This window comes from Pseudomonas sp. SMSB3 (genome assembly GCF_052041965.1).
Taxonomy (GTDB): domain Bacteria; phylum Pseudomonadota; class Gammaproteobacteria; order Pseudomonadales; family Pseudomonadaceae; genus Aquipseudomonas.
In genome coordinates, this window is the sequence record NZ_JBKGGV010000010.1 from 115,825 (window position 1) to 133,389 (window position 17,565).

Sequence of the window (17,565 nt, forward strand, 5' to 3'; positions counted from 1 at the left end):
AAGCCGTGTGGCTTCGAGCGTTAGCGATTGGCTCAAACGCTGATCGAAGAGGGCGGCGCGCGGCTGCGCGCCCCTGGAAATACGGCCTGTCGGGCATGGCCCTGGCGTGTCGGTCGACCGTTGAGGGTGGGCGGGACGCTGCTGGCCAGCGCGAGGGGGCTGTGGGTCTGCGGCAGGGCGGGGCAGTTGAACAGCAAGCTGCAATAGCCGCATTTTTCCCACATCACATGCAACTGGCCATCGTCGCCATGGCTTTGCTGCATGGCGCCTGAGGCGTGGTGGGCCTCGGGCATGGACATCGACATTGGCATGGACATGCCGGCGTGGTGATCCATCGGCATCGACTGAGCGATCAGTGGTCCGATGAAGATCATCCACATGGCGAACAGGCTCAGCCAGCCGCCACCGATGCGCCTGCGTTCAGGGCGGGTGGTTCGGCTGGAGCTGTTGCGAGGCAGGCTCATGCTCGCGAGTGCCGGTCAGCAGCTATCAGTGCGCGTGCTGGTGATCCTGCGTGGGCTGCGCTGGCGCCTGCTGCTGCACGGCAACCTGCACGGTGATGTCGCCGGCCCTTTGGAAATGCAGGGTCAGCGGGAAACGCTGGCCATCGCTGAGCAGGCTGCGGTCCTTGGGCTGCATGAGCATGACGTGATAAGCGCCGGGGGCGAAGGTCAAATCCTTGCCGGCTGGCACCACCACGCTCTGGACCTGTTGCATGCGCATGGCGCCGTCGCTGCCCTGGGCGTGTTCGTGCAGTTGCGCGTCGTCGCTGATCGGACTGTCGACGCTCAAGAGGCGGTCATCGACCTTGCCGTTGTTGTGCACGACGAAGTAGGCCGCGACATTGGGCGCGTTGGGCGGCAGTTGCAGTGACCACGGGTGGGCGATGTGCAGGTCGCCAACGCTGTATTCGTGGGCGCTGGCATAGGCACCGGGCAGCAGCAGGGCGGCCAGGATGAGGGCATGCTTGAACATGGTGAGTCTCCGATCGATTGAGGTTCAGGCTGACAGCTGAAAACTCAAGGCAACGGGAGAGGCGCGGGGGTTGAGCGCAGGCCATAACTGGCGCGGAGTGGGGCGATAATCGATGAGCGCGGCGACCTGCCCGGCGAACAGCGCGGGCGGGGTGTGCAGTTGCGCCGGATAGCCTGGCTGCGCCAGCAGCGGGGCCGCGCCCGAGCAGCACCAGCAGTGCTGCATGTTGGAATGCTGGTCGCCCTGGCTGCCGAGGTCGATCTTGGCCAGGGCCTGGATATCGACCTTGGCCTTGCCGGTCATGCTGGAACAGAACGCCCCCCACAGCAGCTGATCGGCCGGGCCTTTGGGCGCGGCAGAAGACAGCGGCATGGCCAGCAGGTTGAACAGCACTGCAAGGCAGGCTATCCAGGCAAGGTGCCGACGTGGGGGCATGGAGAGATCCGGTCAGGAATCGTGGGCGGTATTGTAAAACGGAGTATAGGGAAAAATGCCGGGGTGCGGTGAAGTGACGCAGATGGCCCCGGCTGCGCCTTACACCTTGCCACGGCCCATCAGGCCACGCACCGTCTCCTGCAGGTCCGCAGGCAGCACCACGACCTTGGCATTGTCGCTGCTGGCGAGGTTTTCCATGGCGCCGATGTAGCGCTCACCGAGCAGGTACATGGCCGGTACCGTCTCGTTGCCCACTGCGTCCTTGACCAGGGAAATGGCACGTGCCGACGCTTGCGCGAGGTTGATCTGCGCCTCGGCGTCGAGCTTGGCCGCCTGCAGACGGGCTTCGGCTTCGAGGATCGCCGCCTGCTTGGCTCCTTCGGCGCGCGTCACGTCGGCTTTTCGTTCACGCTCGGCGGCAGCCTGGCGCTCCATGGCCAGCTGCATGTTCTGCGAAGGCTTGATGTCCTGGATTTCCACCGAGCGTACGGTGACGCCCCAGTCCTCGGTCTGCTCGGACATGGCTTCGCGCAGACGCGCCTTGATCTGCTCGCGACTCGACAGGGCTTCGTCCAGGTCCATGGCGCCGACGATGGCGCGCAGCGAGGTCATGGTCAGGCTGGTGACGGCGAAAGAGAAGTTCTGCACGCCGTACGAGGCCTTCTGCGGATCGACCACCTTGGCGAAGCACAGCGCGTTGGCGACGATCACGGCGTTGTCTTTGGTGATGATTTCCTGCTCCTGGACATCGAGAATGATGTCCTTGGTCGGCAGCCGGTAGGCCACCACGTCCATGTAGGGAATGACGATGTTCAGGCCCGGCTTGAGCGTGTTGTGGTAGCGCCCGAGGCGCTCGACGATCCATTCCTCGCCCTGGGGCACGATACGCACGCCCTTGAACACGGTGATGAGGACGAACACGGCGAGGGCGCCAACGACGATGAGGCTGGTCATGGGAAACTTCCTTTTAAGTTGAGTCGATCAGGCGCGCACGACCCGCGCGGTGTTGCCTTCGACGGCGATCAATCGCACCCGCTCGCCGGCGGGGATGTCGGTGTCGGCGACGCAGGTCCATTCTTCGCTGCCCAGCAACGGCTTCTGGAAACGCACACGGCCTTTCTGGAACTGCGAAACGCTGGCGGTGAGCAGGCCGACTTCACCGATCACGCTGTCTGCGGTCCAGCGCACGTCTGGCTGCTTGGGCTTGAACAGCTTGAACCAGAGCAGCGTGGTCACCGAGGAGAACAGCACCCAACTCAGCACTTGCATGTCCAGCTGCAAGGTCGGCGCGGCCATGGCGATCAGCGCCACCAATACTGCGCCGATACCGAACCAGATGATGAAGAACGTGGGCAGGACCAGTTCGAGCAGAATCAGCGCGATGCCGAAGACCAGCCAGATCCACCATTGCATTTCCATTTGAGCCATACCCTGCGCAGTAGGAGGGGAAGTCTATCCTCGCATCGAGGCTAATGGCCATTTAGATCTGTCTGATCAGAGAGTGTCTTTTGCCGATTTGCGCTGTGGGAAATTTCTACAAGAATCTGGAAACCTGGGTATCAGATCCGCCAATCTTCGTCGATCGGTCAATGGCATATGCGTTCGAGCAAGGCCTGCACGTCATGAAACTCCCGGTCCGCGCTGGGCAGTTCAGGCCGCTTGAGCACCAGCACCGGAACCCGGCGCTCGCGGGCGACCTCGAGCTTGGGCTCGGTCGCCGCGCTGCCACTGTTCTTGCTGACCAGTACATCGATGCCGCGCCGCGCGAACAGGGCTCGCTCGTCGTCCAGGCGAAATGGCCCGCGGGCGCCGATCACTTCACAGCGGGCGTTGCCGGGGCAGGCCTCCAGGGCGCGCAAGGTCCAGAACTGTTCTGGCGGAATTTCCTCAAGGTGTTGCAGCGGCTCGCGCCCGAGGGTGAACAGCGGGCGGCGAAAGGGCTTGAGCGCTTCGATCAAGCCTGGCCAATCCTCTACCTCTCGCCAGTCGTCGCCGGCCTGCGCCTGCCAGGCTGGCCGGCGCAATGCCCAGTACGGTATACCGACGGCGCGTGCCGCGCTGGCGGCATTGCGGCTGATCTGCGCAGCATAAGGGTGGGTGGCGTCGATCAGCAGGCTGATGCCGGCTTCGCCGAGGTAAGTGGCAAGCCCCTCGGCGCCGCCGTAGCCGCCGACCCGTACCGTGCAGGCAAGGTCCTGCGGTACCCGGCCAATGCCGGCCAGGCTGTAGACATGCTCAGGGCCAAGCTGGCGCGCTACCGCCAGCGCTTCGGTGATACCGCCCAGCAGCAGGATGCGCTTCATTGCACACCCGCCGTGCCGACCACGCCACCCTGGCGGTCGATGGCGAACACCTCGACCTGGACCTGGTCCGGCACCACGCTACGGGCGAAGGCCAGGGCATGGCTACAGACGGCGTCGCCCAAGGCAATGCCGGCGGCGTGCGCCAAGGCCAAGGCCTGCTGGCTGGTGTTGGCGGCTACGATGGCCGCTTGCAACTGATCGTCGGCACCGAGCGCTGCGGCCCAGCCGGCCAACTGCGGCAGGTCGATGCTGGAATGACGGCTGTGCAGGTCCATGTGCCCGGCAGCCAGCTTGCTGATCTTGCCGAAGCCACCGCACAGGCTCAGGCGTGCCACCGGCACCTTGCGCAGGTGCTTGAGCACCGCACCGACGAAGTCGCCCATCTCGATCAAGGCGATTTCAGGCAGGCCGTAGACTCGGCGCATGGTGTCTTCGCTGGCGTTGCCGGTGCAGGCGGCGATGTGCCGGTAGCCATTGCTGTGGGCGACATCGATGCCCTGGTGGATGGAGGCGATGTACGCCGCACAGGAGAACGGCCGGACGATGCCGCTGGTGCCCAGAATCGACAAGCCGCCGAGGATGCCCAGGCGCGGGTTCATGGTCTTCAGCGCCAGCTGCTCGCCGCCCTGGACGTTGACCGTGACTTCGAAGCCCCCGGTATAGCCGCAGTCATTGGCCAGCTGCTGCAAATGCTCGCAGATCATGCGTCGCGGGACCGGGTTGATCGCCGGCTCGCCCACCGCCAGCACCAGACCGGGACGGGTCACGGTACCGACGCCTTGGCCCGCAACGAAGCGCACGCCCGCCTGCGCTTGCAGGCGGATCTGACTGTAGAGCAACGCGCCGTGGGTCACGTCCGGGTCATCGCCGGCGTCCTTGAGGGTGCCGGCCTCGGCCATGTCGTGGTCGAGCCGGCAGAATTCCAGACGCATCTGTACCACCTTGCCCTTGGGCAGGGTGATGCTGACCGCGTCATCGCACTGGCCGGTGAGCAGCAGTTTGGCCGCAGCCAGGCTGGTGGCGGTGGCGCAGCTGCCGGTGGTCAGGCCGCTGCGCAGTGGGGCGGGTTGTTCGCGGGTTTCCTCACGCATCGAGCGGTTTCACCACGTCGAGCAAAGTGATCGGCAACGCCTGGCGCCAGGTATCGAAGGCGCCCAGCGGCTGGGCGTGGGCTACATGGATGCGGGTCAGGTCGCCGCCCTGCTGCTGGCGAAACTGCGCCAAGGCCAGTTCGCTCTGCACGGTCACCGCGTTGGCGACCAGGCGTCCGCCGGGGCGCAACCGCTCCCAGCAGTGCGGCAACACCCCTTCAGCGGTCACGCCGCCGCCGATGAAGATGGCGTCTGGGCGTTCCAGGCCGGCCAGCGCCTGCGGCGCCTTGCCGCGCACCAGTTGCAAGCCGGGCACGCCGAGGGCGTCGCGGTTGTATTCGATGAAGGCCTGGCGGCCTGCGTCGGCCTCGATCGCCAGGGCGCGACAGGCCGGATGGGCGCGCATCCACTCGATGCCGATCGAGCCGCATCCGGCGCCCACGTCCCACAGCAGTTCGCCCGGCTGCGGCGCCAGGCGCGCCAGGGTGATGGCGCGCACGTCGCGCTTGGTCAATTGCCCGTCATGGCGAAAGGCGTCGTCGGCCAGGCCCGGCACCCGGGGCAGGCGCAGCGCATGGGGCTCAGCCAGGCATTCGATGGCCAGCACATTGAGCGCGGCGCTGTCGCCGTGGGGCCAGTCGTCGGCGCTGCCGCTCACCTGCCGCTCGGCTGGCCCGCCCAGGTGTTCGAGCACGTGCAGGCGGCTGGGGCCGTAGCCACGCTCGCGCAGCAGTGCAGCGATGGCCGCCGGGCTCTTGCCGTCGTTGCACAGCACCAGCAGGCGCTGGCCGCTGTACAAGTGAGCATTGAGCGCGGCAAGCGGGCGCGCCACCACCGACAGCACCTGCACGTCGTGCAGCGGCCAGCCCAGGCGCGCGGCAGCCAGGCTGCAACAGGACGGCATCGACAGCACCTGCATTTCTGCTGCTGCCACCTGGCGCGCAAGGCTTGCGCCGACGCCATAGAACATCGGGTCGCCGCTGGCCAGCACGCACACCGGTTGGCCACGCAGGGCCAACACCGGGGCGAGGGCGAACGGGGTCGGCCAGTCTTGCCGCTGCGCGCCGATGCAAGGCGGGAGCAGGGCCAGCTGGCGCGGGCTGCCGATGATCAGCGAGGCACCCAGCAGGGCGCGGCGGGCCTGTTTGCCCAGGCCGCCGTAACCGTCTTCGCCGATGCCTACTACTGTCAGCCAGGGGGTCATGTGTGTGCTTCCGCCATAATTTGGGGGCGCCTTGCCTGCGAAACGGGCGACGCGGTCGTGAAAATCGCGCGCGATCATCGTCGATGCGCGACCACCGGCTTTTCATGCTGCCGGACAAAGCAGGCATAATACCGCGCCTTCTACACTCAAGCGCATTTTCAGCGATTGCCGGACACTCCCTTGACCTCAGCCAAGCCCACCGCCGTTCCTCTGCGCCCCTCGGCCTGCCCGGGGTTGTGGCGCATCGTCAGTGCTCGCGACGGTGGCATCTGCCGGGTCAAGCTGCCGGGTGGCGTGCTGCTGGCCGATCAGGCCGAGGCGCTGGCCACGGCGGCCGAGCGCTTCGCCAGCGGTGTGATCGAGGCGACCAACCGGGGCAACCTGCAGATCCGCGGCATCGGCAGCGATCATGCGGCGCTGATCGACAGCTTGCTGGACGCAGGGCTCGGCCCGCGCGATGCCGCCAGCGACGATGTGCGCAACCTGATGCTCAGCCCCCTGGCCGGGCATGATCCGGCGATGTTGCTGGATGTGCGGCCGCTGGCCGGGCAGATTCTCGACCTGCTGCAAGGCACCCCACGCTTTCATCAGCTGTCGGCCAAGTTCGCCGTGCAACTTGATGGCGGCGAGGGCGTGGCGATGCTCGAGCACCCCCACGACCTGTGGCTCTCGCCGCTGCAACTGGACCATTGCGACTGGCTGGCATTCGGCCTGGCCAGCAGCCCGGCCGATGGCCAGGTGCTGGGCGCAGTCCCGCTGGCGCAGGGCCTGGCGTTGGTGCGCGCGGTGCTTGAGCGCTTTCTCGACCTGGCCAGCGCCGAGCAGTCACGTATGCGCCAATTGCTCCACGCAGGCACGGCGCAAGCGTTCATCGCTGGCCTCGGTCTGCCGCTTCGCCGCGATGCGGCGGTGCTGGGCTGGCGCCGAGCGGCTGCCAACCGCCCGTGGCTGGGCGTGGTCGAGCAGCAGCACGGGCTGGCCCTGGGCGTGGCCCCACCGCTGGGCCGGCTGTCGCCAGGCATGCTGCGCGGCGTGGCCAAGGTGGCCAGGCAGTGGGGTGATGGCAGCCTGCGCCTGAGCCCGTGGCAAAGCCTGATGCTGACCAATATAGAGGCGGCCGGCCTACAGCCTGCACGTGCCGAACTGTCTGCCCTGGGCCTGCTGTGCCAGGCCGATGAGCCGCTGGCGCGCCTGGTCGCCTGCACCGGCAGCCAGGGCTGCGCCAAGGGCCTGGCCGACACCAAGGCCGATGCCGTGCAACTGGCCGCAGTACTGGGCGGCGGCGCCCCTGGCAGCGTGCACCTGTCTGGTTGCTCACGCTCTTGCGCCGTGGCGCATGTCGCCGCGGCGACCTTGCTGGCCCGCGCGCCGGGCCGTTACGACCTGTATCTGCGTGACGCGCGTTTTTCGGGCTTCGGTGCCCTGCGCGCCACCGACCTTACCTTGAATGAAGCAGGCGCCATGCTCGCCCTGCCGACGGAGCACCTTGATGATTGACTACATCCGCGATGGTCAGGAGATCTATCGCAATTCCTTCCGCATCATCCGCGAGGAGGCCCGGCTGGAGCGGATCCCTGCCGATCTGGAAAAGCTCGCCGTGCGCGTGATCCATGCCTGCGGCATGGTCGAGGCCATCGATGGCCTGCAGTTCTCCACAGGCGCCGGTCGCGCCGGTCGCGAGGCCTTGGCCAAGGGCGCACCGATCCTGTGTGATGCGCACATGGTCGCCGAAGGCATCACCCGTGCTCGCCTGCCGGCCAACAACCCGGTGATCTGCACCTTGCGCGACCCCAGCGTGCCTGGGCTGGCCAAGGACGCCGGCAATACCCGTTCGGCGGTGGCCCTGGAATTGTGGCGCCCGCACCTGGAGGGCAGCGTGGTGGTCATCGGCAACGCCCCGACCGCGCTGTTCTATCTGTTGGAGATGCTCGATGCCGGTGCACCGAAGCCTGCGTTGATCCTCGGCTTCCCGGTCGGCTTCGTCGGCGCCGCCGAGTCCAAGGCGATGCTGGCGGCCGATAGCCGGGGCGTGCCGTTCGTGATCATGCAGGGCCGCCTGGGCGGTAGCGCGATGGCCGCGGCTGCGGTCAATGCGCTGGCCACGGAGGTGGAATGATGGCGCCGCGTGGACGTCTGCTGGGCCTGGGTGTCGGGCCTGGCGATCCTGAACTGATCACGGTCAAGGCGCTGCGCTTGCTGCGCGAGGCGCCGGTGGTCGCGTATTTCGTGGCCAAGGGCAAACGCGGCAACGCCTTCGGCATCATCGAAGCGCACCTGCAGGCTGAGCAGACGTTGCTGCCGCTGGTCTACCCGGTGACCACCGAGGTGCTCCCCGCGCCGCTGTCCTACGAGCAGGTGATCAGCGATTTCTATGACGAAGCCGCGGTGCAGGTCGCCGAGCACTTGGACGCAGGGCGCGACGTGGCGGTGATCTGCGAAGGCGATCCGTTTTTCTATGGCTCCTACATGTACCTGCATGATCGCCTGGCAGCGGCCTACCAGGCGCAAGTCATCCCCGGCGTATGCTCGATGCTTGGCGGTGCCTCGGTGCTCGGCGCGCCTCTGGTCTATCGCAACCAGAGCCTGTCGGTACTGTCGGGCGTGCTGCCTGCAGCCGAACTCAAGCGCCGCCTGGCCGACGCCGATGCGGCGGTGATCATGAAGCTTGGGCGTAACTTCCCCAAGGTGCGCGAAGTACTGGCCGAACTGGGCCTTGACCAGCGCGCCCTGTACGTCGAGCGGGCGACCATGGCCAACCAGAAGATCGTGTCGCTGGAGCAGGTCGATCCGCAGTCTTCGCCGTACTTTTCGCTGATCATCGTGCCGGGGGAAAAATGGCAGGGTTGAACATGCACAAGGCACCGGCAATCGTCGTGCTCGGTCCCGGTAGCCTCGCCACCGCCCAGCGCATCCAGCAGTGCTACCCGCAGGCGTCGATCCATGGCCTGCACGGGCGGGTCGCAGGTGCCGACCAGCTGTACAGCCAGTTTGGCGAACACCTGCGTGGGTTGTACCAGCAAGCCACGCCAATCATCGCGCTGTGCGCGGCCGGCATCGTCATCCGCAGCCTGGCCTGCGTGCTCGGCGAGAAGGGCGACGAGCCGCCGGTATTGGCGGTCGCCGAAGATGGCAGTGCCGTGGTGCCGCTGCTTGGTGGGCTGTCCGGAGTCAATGTGATGGCCCGCGAACTGGGCGCTGCGCTGGACGTGGCGGCTGCCATCACCACCAGTGGCGAACTGCGTTTTGGCACCTGCCTGTTGAATCCGCCGCAGGGCTACGCGCTGGCGGATCTGGAACAGGGCAAGCGTTTCGTTTCCGATCTGCTGGCAGGTGCAGCGGTGCGTATCGAAGGGGACGCGCCCTGGCTGCAGCAGGCGCAGTTACCGGCCAGCCAGGCGGCACAGCGCACCATTCATGTGGGTCCGCGCGCACGACCGGCGCACCGCGACGAGTTACTGATTCATCCCCGCTCGGTGGTGGTCGGCACGGCAGGCGGCGACCTGGCCAGTATCCGCCAGGCGCTGCAGCAAGCCGGCATTGCCGAGGCGGCACTGGCCTGTGTGCTGGCCGACGAGCAGGCCATGGCCGACAGCGTCCTGCACGAGGCTGCGCAAGCCTTGGCGGTGCCTCTGCGCTTTGCCGCCAAGCCGACGGATGTAGCGGACATGCTCGCCACGGCCTTGCCGACTGCGCAATTGATCGAGCAGACCGGCGTGGCCATCGCCGTGGCAGCGCAACCGGTGCAGGTACACAGCATCGGCCGGCGCCGCGGTCGTCTGGCAGTCGTTGGCTTGGGCCCGGGCGCGGCCGAGTTGATGGTGCCGGCCGTCAAGGCCGAGTTGGCGCGCGCCGATGACGTGCTCGGCTACGAAACCTACGTGCGCATGGCTGGCCCATTCCGTGACGAGCAGGTTTTGCATTGCACCGATAACCGTGAAGAAATGCAGCGCGCCCGCCACGCCTTTGAACTGGCCGCTCAGGGACGCCGGGTGGTGGTGGTGTCTTCCGGGGACCCTGGTGTCTTCGCCATGGCTGCGGCTGTACTGGAGGCGCTGGATGCGTCCAGCGACCCCGCCTGGCATCGCGTCGACCTGGAGATGCTGCCAGGGGTCTCCGCGTCCCTGGCTACCGCTGCGCAGGCTGGCGCACCGCTGGGCCACGATTTCTGCGTGATGTCGCTGTCGGACAACCTCAAACCCTGGTCGATCATCGAAAAGCGTCTCGCCCTGGCCGCGCAAGCTGACCTGGTGCTGGCGTTCTACAACCCGATCTCGCGTTCGCGGCCCCATCAGTTGGGGGTGGCGCTGGACGTGGTACGCCAGTACCGCGAGGGTTCGACCCCGGTGGTCCTTGGCCGCGATATCGGCAGACCCGGGCAGACGCTCAAGGTCGTCAGCTTGGCGCAGTTACGCCCGGACATGGTCGACATGCGCACCATGGTGCTGATTGGCTCCTCCACCACGCGCACCATCGAGCGGGTCGATGGCAGCCAGTGGGTGTACACACCGCGCTGGTACCCACAACCGCGCTAAGCGCTTGGGAACGCCTTCCTGCCAGCTTGCCGCAAGGGCATTGCGTAGGGTGCATGGACCTCGACGAACGGCGTCGGGGTCTACCTGCGAGGAAGCGTTGCATGACTATCGACACCACTTCCGCGGCCAATAAGTCGGCTGCGGTCATCGATCAATCCATCCTGGCCTTTGGCGTCGGCCTGGACCACGACGTTCGCTCCGACATCAAGAACGTCTATCAGTTTGCCTCTCGCGTGGCGTCCAAGCGCTACTCCCAGGAAGGGCAGACCGAAGCGTGGTTCAACCAATTCATCGAAACCATGCGCGACTGTGGCTGGGTCACCCTGCAGCGGGCTTACGAGCGCGAAAGCTCGCAGTCGCAGTCGTTGAAGTTGGGCGCGATCATGTTCAAGGGTATCAAGGTGGTGGGGCAGGCGGTGCTCAGCAACCCACTCACCGACGCCCTGGCGCAGTTGGCCAGCGATGCGCTCGAGGGCCTGGGCAAGGTCACCGAAGCCCAGGACATCTTCCAGCGCAATCTCAAGGAGCGAAAGGCCAGCACCGTTGGGCTGGGCGCCTGCATCCAGAACGATGCCGGCGAGATCTTCCTGGCCGTGAGCGCCGTGGATACCACGCCGTTCGATGACAACAACCTGAACACGGTGCTGTTCGAGTGGAAGAGCTCGGCATCGGCGCTCTATACCGGCAAGGCCTTGTTCGTGTTCAACCGCGATCTGTACGACACCGTACGCGCGACCATTCGCGACAAGCTCACGCAGAACACCATCAGCAAAGTCCTGGACTACGACATTTGAGCCACCTGGGGATGCCTCGGCATCCCTTGCTTTGTTGGTGTGAACAACAGGAGACGCCAGTATGGCCGATGAACGTTTCACCCTGTGGCTGGCAGGCAGTTCGGCACTTTTGATCGATAACGCGCTGACCCTGCAGCAACGTCAAGACGCCCTGGACTGTGTGCTCTACGCGCAATTGCTCGCCAGCAAACGCGCTGGCGAAGCGGCGGCAAATGCCGGGCACTGGTTCGAGCAATTTCGCCAGGGTTTGAGCGACCTGGGGTGGGTCGGTGTAATGAATCACGCCGAGCAATCCACTGTGGATGAACAATCCCCCACGCCGTTGCAGTGCATGGAGCAATGGTTACTCGAGCGCGATGCCTCCCTGGAGGATAGCTTGCCAGGTGTCGCCGGTGCATTAGGCTTGCCCTCTGCGCACAAGCACCTGACGCGCTTCGCGCGCTCGGCGGCCGGGATCGCCAGTGAGCTGGCGGTGGTATCCAGCGCACAGGTAATGGCGTTGTGCAGTGCGGTCGTCGATAGCGGGCCCGTCAGCCAGGAGCGGCGCATGGCGTTTCGCGGCTGGGTGGGCAGCCCTGTCGAGCAGTTGCTGGCGCTCAAGCGCAGCGATCTGCGCGAACTGCTCGAAAGCAAACATGAGCGTGACTACTTCACTTACCTGGGCAAGCTGGGGGCGGGAGGTATGCATGGAAGGAGTTAGTGCCTCGGTAGTGGGTGGCAGCCTGGTATCGTTTCTGCCAGGCATTACCGAACAGCAACGTGATGCCGTGCAACTGGCGGTGCTGCTGAGCGAGCGCATCACCCGGCGCGATCACGCAGACGGTCTGGTCGATGACTGGTACAGCTATTACCGCAAGCGTCTGCAGTACCTGGGCTGGGATGCGCTGGCATCCGAGCAGGTGCACTGGCCCAAACCGCAACGCAAAGCTATTACCGACAAGGCGCTGGAGTCGGTGGGCAAGCTCGCTGGCGAGCAACATGCCCGCAGTCTGGCGGTGGCGTTGCCCAAGTTGATGAGCACCGAGATGCCGTTGAGGCACATGGAACAACGCACCCGCGAACTGGGCCTGTTCCAGCTAGTGCCATGCGCCCCGAGCAAACAAGGCTATGTGGACGTGGTGATCTATCACGAGGCGGGAAATCGGGCGTCGTTCAGCGCAGGTTTTCTGAGCAGCACCCTGGAAAAAACCCAGGTCCGCGCTGAACTGGTGCGCTTCAATGTGCGGTTGTTCCAGCAGGAGTTCGAAGCCAAGGTGCGGCGCAACCTCGAGAGCGTGATGCGCCAGGAAATCTTCGCCCTGGATCTTTAAGGCAGCATGTAGCCTTGGATGCCTGTGAAAATGATCTGCGCCGCCAAGGCGCAGACAAACAGGCCCATCAGTCGACTGACGATCTGCAAGCCCTGGTCGCCCAGCAGCCGCTCGATGCCGTGAGACAGGTACAGCACCACGCCAACGGTGAGACTGGCCAAGGCAATGCTGATGATCGCCAGCAGCTTGTCGGCCACATGCGGCTGACTCACCCCCATCACCAAGAGCGCACCGATGGTCCCTGGGCCGACCGTCAACGGGATGGTCAGCGGCACGATGGTGACGTCCTGCTGTACGTTGTCGACCTGAAAAGCGGCCTTGCCCTGGGCCATGCCCAGCGCCGAGATGAACAGCACGCTGCCCGCGCCGATGCGAAACGCGTCGGCGGTGATTCCGAAGATACCGAAGATCACCCGCCCGAACAGATAGAGCAGCACGCTGGCCACCAGCGCAGCGAATGCGACTTTCCAGGCCAGTTGTTTACGCTCTTTGCTGGAGTAGCCACGCGTCAGGCCAATGAAGCACGACAGCACGAAGAACGGACTGTAGAGCACCAGCATCTTCAGGTAGACACTGAACAGGTCATGCAGCATGGGCGGGGTCCGGTCGGCTCAAATCGCGCCAGTGTAGCAGGGCGCCGAGCCCGCGGCTGCAAGTGCCAGGCTCAGGATGTCGGCGCAGGATTGGCCTGGGCCTGGCGCTGATCGGCCCAGTACTGGATCAATTCACGCAGCTGCGAGAGCTCGACCGGCTTGGCCATATGCCCATCCATCCCGGCGAGCCGTGCGCGTTCCTTGTGTTCGGCGAGAATGTGCGCGGTCAGCGCTACCACTGGCGTACGCTGGCGTCGTTGGGTGGATTCCCAGGCGCGCAACTGCTGGGTGGCAGAGAAGCCATCGAGCACCGGCATTTCGCAGTCCATCAACACCAGGTCGTAGCGCTGGGCTTTCATGGCTTGCAGCGCCTCTTCGCCATTGCTGGCAGTGTCGGGCTGCAGGTTGAGCTTGCCCAGCATGCCGCGGATCACCTTGGTCGAAATACTGTTGTCTTCGGCGACCAGCACCCGGAAGTCGCTGGGCAGCTCGAGCGCAGCCGGAGCGGCTGACAGCGCCGTTGGGATGGCCTGCTCGCGGCCGCGTTGGGCCAGTTCTTCGGCCAGGGTGGTTTTCAGCGTGTAGCCGGCCACCGGTTTGGCCAGGATGCGCTTGATGCCTGCGTTGCGGGCAATGACCTTGCTTGGCGCGTTGCTGATGCCGGTGAGCATGACCACCAGGATGTCGTGGTTCAGGCTCGGGTCTTCCTTGATCTTGGCGGCCAGCTGCATGCCGGTCATGCCGGGCATGTTCTGGTCCAGTAGCACGGCGTCGAAGTAGTCGCGCAGGTGCGCCTTGGTGCGCAGCAGCGCCAGGGCTTCCTTGCCTGAAGGCACCGCGCTGACGTTCATGCCCCACGCGCTGCATTGCTGCACCAGCACCTTGCGACAGGTGTCGTTGTCGTCCACCACCAGCACCCGCGCATCACGCAACGGCCCGTCGAGGTCGGCAGGGGGTTGCTCCAGGCGCGAAGGGTCAAGGGGCAGGGTCAGCCACAGGGTGTTGCCCATGCTGGTGCTGCTCTTGATGCCAAACTCACCTTGCATCAGGCCGATCAACTGCTTGGCGATGATCAGCCCCAGATGCCCGCCGAGCTTGTTGCTGGAGAGGAAGTGATGGCTATGCAGCTCGGCCTGCAGCAGCGCCTCGCGCTCAGCGGCGGGCAGTGGCTCGCCGCTGTCCTGCACGGCGATGCGCAGGCGCGGATTGTCGCCGCGCTGGTCCAGCGCCACGACCAGGAGGATCTCGCCGTGACCGGTGTTTTTCAGGGCGTTCTCCAGCAGGCTCGACAACGCCTGGCGCAGGCGCGTGGGATCGCCGCTGATGACCCGCGGTACCTGTGGCTGGGTGAAACTGATCAATTCGATGTTCTGCTGCTCGGCCTTGGCGCGGAAGATGTTGAGGCAATCTTCGATCAACGCATTGAGGTCGAACTGCACGTCATCGAGCTCGATCTGCCGAGATTCGAGCTTGGAGATGTCGAGAATCTCGTTGATCAGCGTCAGCAGCTCGTTGCCGGCGCTGTGAATGGTCTGCACGTAGTCACGCTGCTTGACCGACAGCGGCGTTCCGAGCAGCAATTCGGTCATGCCTAACACGCCGTTCATCGGCGTGCGGATTTCATGGCTGATCTTGGCCAGAAATTCTGCTTTTGCATTGATTTCCGCATCACTGGCGGCCAATGCGCGGCTGGCGCTGAAGCGCTCTTCGCTCATGCGCCGCAGGCGCTCGCTCACCGCCAGGTTGAGCAGCAGCCCGCTGGTGACCGTCAGGCCGAGCAGGATGCACAGCAGCCAGGGTGTCGAGGTACGGGTCAGGCCCAGCAGTGCCGGCAACAGCACCAAGCCGCCCAGGTTGAAGACCAGCATGGCCAGGGTGAACAGCCGTGCCGGGGCATAGCCCTTGTACCAGTGATAGCAGCTGGTCAGCAGCATGGTCACGCTGCCGATGGCCAACAGCGCGTAGGTCATCAGGTTCAGCGGCAAGGTGTCGACGAACAGCAGCACCAGCCCGCTCACGGCGGCGACCAGCATCTCCCCTTGCAGCAAACGGTTGAGCCGCGGTGCGCTGCAGGCTGCGAAGAAATGCTGGGTGAAATACAAACCCGACAGCCCAGCCAATACCAGGGTCAGGTAGGCCGCCGGGGTTTGCGCACTGTGCCACAGGTGCCACCACGGCCCGCTGAGGTTGAGCAGGATCAAACCGCTGAGCAACATCAGGCTGTGGTAGAGCGCCAGATACAGTGTGGTACCGGAGCGGGTGTAGAGAAAACGGATCAGGTTATGCAGGATGAGCATCACCAGGCCGCCGAACAGCATGCCGAACAGCAGCGGCTGGCTGCGATCGGAGGCAGCCACGGCGGCTGATTCCAAGGTGATCGCCGGGCGCAGTTGGTGCTCAGAGACCAATCGCAGGTAAATGTCCAGCGGTTGCTGGCTGTTGGGCAGGGGCAACACGTGATCGCTGCCGCGCAGCGTGGGGTCGGCCTTGCCGCCTTCACGCCCATGGTGCAGTTGGCGTACCAGGCGTTGGCCATCCAGGGCGTACAAGTCCAGGCGCGACAGGTCCGGGGCGAAGATGCGCAGCAACTGCTCCTGATCGCCCGGCTCCAGACGGTAATGCAACCACAGCGCCTGCTCGGCAGGGGCGGCGTCCAGCTCGCCCAGCGTAGTGGGGCTGAACTGACTGCGATAGCGGTCCGAACGTACGTCGGAGAGTTGCAGATTGGCCTGTTCATCGAGCAGCGCCGACCATCCCACGCCGTCGTCGGCCGAAGCCGCACGCAGGCAGAGCAGGGTCAGCAAGCTGACGATCAGAGCTGTGGCAATCCGAAGCCGACGCACTACGAGATCCCTTCCTAGCCGATGTGCCAGGCACTTACTATGCGCGGCGTGCCAACGCGAAGGCAAGGCCCTTCCGGAGCCCTGTCGACGAGCCGGATGCCGCAGGCACATGGCGCTGCGGCAAAACCGGTGAAATTTACTGCTGGTGCTCACCGCGTTCGCGGGCAATCGCCCGGTAGCCGATGTCGGTGCGATAGAAGCTGCCGTTCCAGCTCACTTGCTTGGCCAGACGGTAGGCTTGCTGCTGGGCATCGGCAACGCTGGCGCCCATGGCAGTGGCGCACAGCACGCGGCCGCCGCTGGTAACCACGTGACCATCCTTGAGCGAAGTGCCGGCATGGAACACCTTGCCTTCGATCGCGGCGGCGGCCTCCAGGCCCTGGATCACATCACCTTTGGTGTAGTCGCCTGGATAGCCACCAGCGGCCAGGACCACACCGAGGCTCGGCCGTGGGTCCCACTGCGCTTCGACCTTGTCCAGTGCCTTGGCGAAGGCGGCCTCGATCAGCAGCACCAGGCTCGACTCCAGGCGCAGCATGACGGGCTGGGTTTCAGGATCGCCGAAACGGCAGTTGAACTCGATGACCTTGGGGTTGCCCGCCTTGTCGATCATCAGGCCTGCATAGAGGAAACCGGTGTAGACGTTGCCTTCTTCGGCCATGCCGCGCACGGTCGGCCAGATCACCTGGTCCATCACGCGCTGGTGCACATCGGCGGTAACGACCGGGGCAGGGGAGTAGGCGCCCATGCCACCGGTGTTCGGCCCAGTGTCCTGATCGCCGACGCGCTTGTGGTCCTGGCTGGTGGCCATTGGCAACACGTTGTGGCCGTCGACCATGACGATGAAGCTGGCTTCCTCGCCGTCCAGGAACTCTTCGATGACCACCCGCGAACCGGCGTCGCCGAAGGCATTGCCGGCCAGCATGTCACGCACGGCAGCCTCGGCTTCTTCGAGAGTCATGGCGACGATCACGCCCTTGCCAGCGGCCAGGCCGTCGGCCTTGATCACGATCGGCGCGCCTTTTTCCTGCAGATAGGCCAGGGCTGGCTCGATTTCGGTGAAATTCTGGTAGTCGGCGGTCGGGATCTTGTGGCGCGCCAGGAAGTCCTTGGTGAAGGCTTTGGAGCCTTCCAATTGCGCAGCGCCCTGGGTTGGACCGAAGCAGTCCAGGCCGCGGCTGCGGAACAGGTCGACCACGCCAATCACCAGCGGCGCTTCCGGGCCGACGATGGTCAGGTCGACGTGCTTCTCGGCGAAGTCTGCCAGTTGTTCCAGGGCGCAGACGTCGATGGCGACGTTCTCGCACTTGGCCTCGGTGGCAGTACCGGCATTGCCCGGTGCCACGAAGACTTTCTCCACCCGTGGGTCCTGGGCGACTTTCCAGGCCAGGGCGTGCTCACGGCCGCCGCTGCCAATGATCAAAACTTTCATGTCAAAACCTCGAATTCTGGTTGGCGCCGATCCCGGTTCTGCTGTGCGAGCGA

The 17,565-nt window shown here is 65.2% G+C and carries 18 protein-coding genes; 7 read left to right on the top strand and 11 right to left on the bottom strand.

The window, feature by feature from the left end; translation table 11 throughout:
* Positions 1–32: 32 nt before the first annotated feature.
* The 8 genes from ACLEJW_RS17225 to cbiE all read right to left on the bottom strand — a co-directional run bounded on the left by ACLEJW_RS17225 (position 33) and on the right by cbiE (position 6,008).
* Entirely contained in the window at positions 33–464 is a 432-nt protein-coding gene (locus ACLEJW_RS17225; RefSeq protein WP_313645129.1) for a DUF2946 domain-containing protein, read from the bottom strand.
* A 25-nt stretch (positions 465–489) separates the two neighbouring features.
* A complete protein-coding gene (locus ACLEJW_RS17230) occupies positions 490–975 on the bottom strand; it encodes a copper chaperone PCu(A)C (protein WP_145190119.1) in 486 nt (161 codons plus the stop codon).
* 24 nt (positions 976–999) lie between these two features.
* Positions 1,000–1,410: a DUF2946 domain-containing protein gene (locus tag ACLEJW_RS17235; protein WP_440777940.1), complete on the bottom strand. Its 411-nt coding sequence runs from the start codon at positions 1,408–1,410 to the stop codon at positions 1,000–1,002.
* Positions 1,411–1,509: 99 nt separating this feature from the next.
* A complete protein-coding gene (locus tag ACLEJW_RS17240; RefSeq protein ID WP_145190125.1) occupies positions 1,510–2,364 on the bottom strand; it encodes an SPFH domain-containing protein in 855 nt (284 codons plus the stop codon).
* Between the two features lie 27 nt (positions 2,365–2,391).
* A complete protein-coding gene (locus ACLEJW_RS17245) occupies positions 2,392–2,829 on the bottom strand; it encodes an NfeD family protein (RefSeq protein ID WP_313295802.1) in 438 nt (145 codons plus the stop codon).
* 167 nt (positions 2,830–2,996) lie between these two features.
* The gene (locus tag ACLEJW_RS17250) at positions 2,997–3,713 is read right to left on the bottom strand and encodes a cobalt-precorrin-6A reductase (protein WP_313295803.1); all 717 of its coding nucleotides are present in this window, start codon (positions 3,711–3,713) and stop codon (positions 2,997–2,999) included.
* Complete coding sequence (locus tag ACLEJW_RS17255; protein ID WP_145190134.1) at positions 3,710–4,804, bottom strand: cobalt-precorrin-5B (C(1))-methyltransferase; 1,095 nt, start codon at positions 4,802–4,804, stop codon at positions 3,710–3,712. Before ACLEJW_RS17255 ends, ACLEJW_RS17250 begins: the two co-directional genes overlap by 4 nt.
* The gene (gene cbiE / locus ACLEJW_RS17260; protein ID WP_440777941.1) at positions 4,797–6,008 is read right to left on the bottom strand and encodes a precorrin-6y C5,15-methyltransferase (decarboxylating) subunit CbiE; all 1,212 of its coding nucleotides are present in this window, start codon (positions 6,006–6,008) and stop codon (positions 4,797–4,799) included. The genes ACLEJW_RS17255 and cbiE overlap by 8 nt, the downstream gene beginning before the upstream one ends.
* A gap of 165 nt (positions 6,009–6,173) precedes the next feature.
* Here cbiE and cobG point away from each other — a divergent pair, with 165 nt between their 5' ends.
* The 7 genes from cobG (at position 6,174) to ACLEJW_RS17295 (ending at position 12,644) form a co-directional block, all read left to right on the top strand.
* Positions 6,174–7,505, top strand: coding sequence for a precorrin-3B synthase (cobG, locus tag ACLEJW_RS17265; RefSeq protein ID WP_409520663.1), 1,332 nt, complete (start codon positions 6,174–6,176; stop codon positions 7,503–7,505).
* The gene (locus ACLEJW_RS17270) at positions 7,498–8,124 is read left to right on the top strand and encodes a precorrin-8X methylmutase (RefSeq protein WP_145190142.1); all 627 of its coding nucleotides are present in this window, start codon (positions 7,498–7,500) and stop codon (positions 8,122–8,124) included. Before cobG ends, ACLEJW_RS17270 begins: the two co-directional genes overlap by 8 nt.
* Complete coding sequence (locus ACLEJW_RS17275; protein WP_178108353.1) at positions 8,121–8,855, top strand: precorrin-2 C(20)-methyltransferase; 735 nt, start codon at positions 8,121–8,123, stop codon at positions 8,853–8,855. Before ACLEJW_RS17270 ends, ACLEJW_RS17275 begins: the two co-directional genes overlap by 4 nt.
* Positions 8,843–10,540 carry a precorrin-3B C(17)-methyltransferase gene (cobJ, locus tag ACLEJW_RS17280; protein WP_440777942.1) on the top strand — a complete coding sequence of 566 codons (1,698 nt, stop codon included), beginning with the start codon at positions 8,843–8,845 and terminating at the stop codon, positions 10,538–10,540. Before ACLEJW_RS17275 ends, cobJ begins: the two co-directional genes overlap by 13 nt.
* Before the next feature lie 101 nt (positions 10,541–10,641).
* The gene (locus ACLEJW_RS17285; RefSeq protein ID WP_313295808.1) at positions 10,642–11,334 is read left to right on the top strand and encodes a hypothetical protein; all 693 of its coding nucleotides are present in this window, start codon (positions 10,642–10,644) and stop codon (positions 11,332–11,334) included.
* A gap of 61 nt (positions 11,335–11,395) precedes the next feature.
* The gene (locus tag ACLEJW_RS17290; protein WP_440777943.1) at positions 11,396–12,034 is read left to right on the top strand and encodes a hypothetical protein; all 639 of its coding nucleotides are present in this window, start codon (positions 11,396–11,398) and stop codon (positions 12,032–12,034) included.
* Positions 12,021–12,644: a hypothetical protein gene (locus ACLEJW_RS17295; protein ID WP_440777944.1), complete on the top strand. Its 624-nt coding sequence runs from the start codon at positions 12,021–12,023 to the stop codon at positions 12,642–12,644. Before ACLEJW_RS17290 ends, ACLEJW_RS17295 begins: the two co-directional genes overlap by 14 nt.
* Here the strand turns inward: ACLEJW_RS17295 and ACLEJW_RS17300 are convergent.
* The 3 genes from ACLEJW_RS17300 to purD all read right to left on the bottom strand — a co-directional run bounded on the left by ACLEJW_RS17300 (position 12,641) and on the right by purD (position 17,512).
* Complete coding sequence (locus tag ACLEJW_RS17300; protein ID WP_178108357.1) at positions 12,641–13,234, bottom strand: MarC family protein; 594 nt, start codon at positions 13,232–13,234, stop codon at positions 12,641–12,643. The two genes, ACLEJW_RS17295 and ACLEJW_RS17300, sit on opposite strands and share 4 nt — an antisense overlap.
* 74 nt (positions 13,235–13,308) lie before the next feature.
* Positions 13,309–16,080 carry a response regulator gene (locus ACLEJW_RS17305; RefSeq protein ID WP_440777945.1) on the bottom strand — a complete coding sequence of 924 codons (2,772 nt, stop codon included), beginning with the start codon at positions 16,078–16,080 and terminating at the stop codon, positions 13,309–13,311.
* Positions 16,081–16,216: 136 nt separating this feature from the next.
* Positions 16,217–17,512: a phosphoribosylamine--glycine ligase gene (purD, locus tag ACLEJW_RS17310; protein ID WP_440777946.1), complete on the bottom strand. Its 1,296-nt coding sequence runs from the start codon at positions 17,510–17,512 to the stop codon at positions 16,217–16,219.
* Positions 17,513–17,565 lie beyond the last annotated feature (53 nt).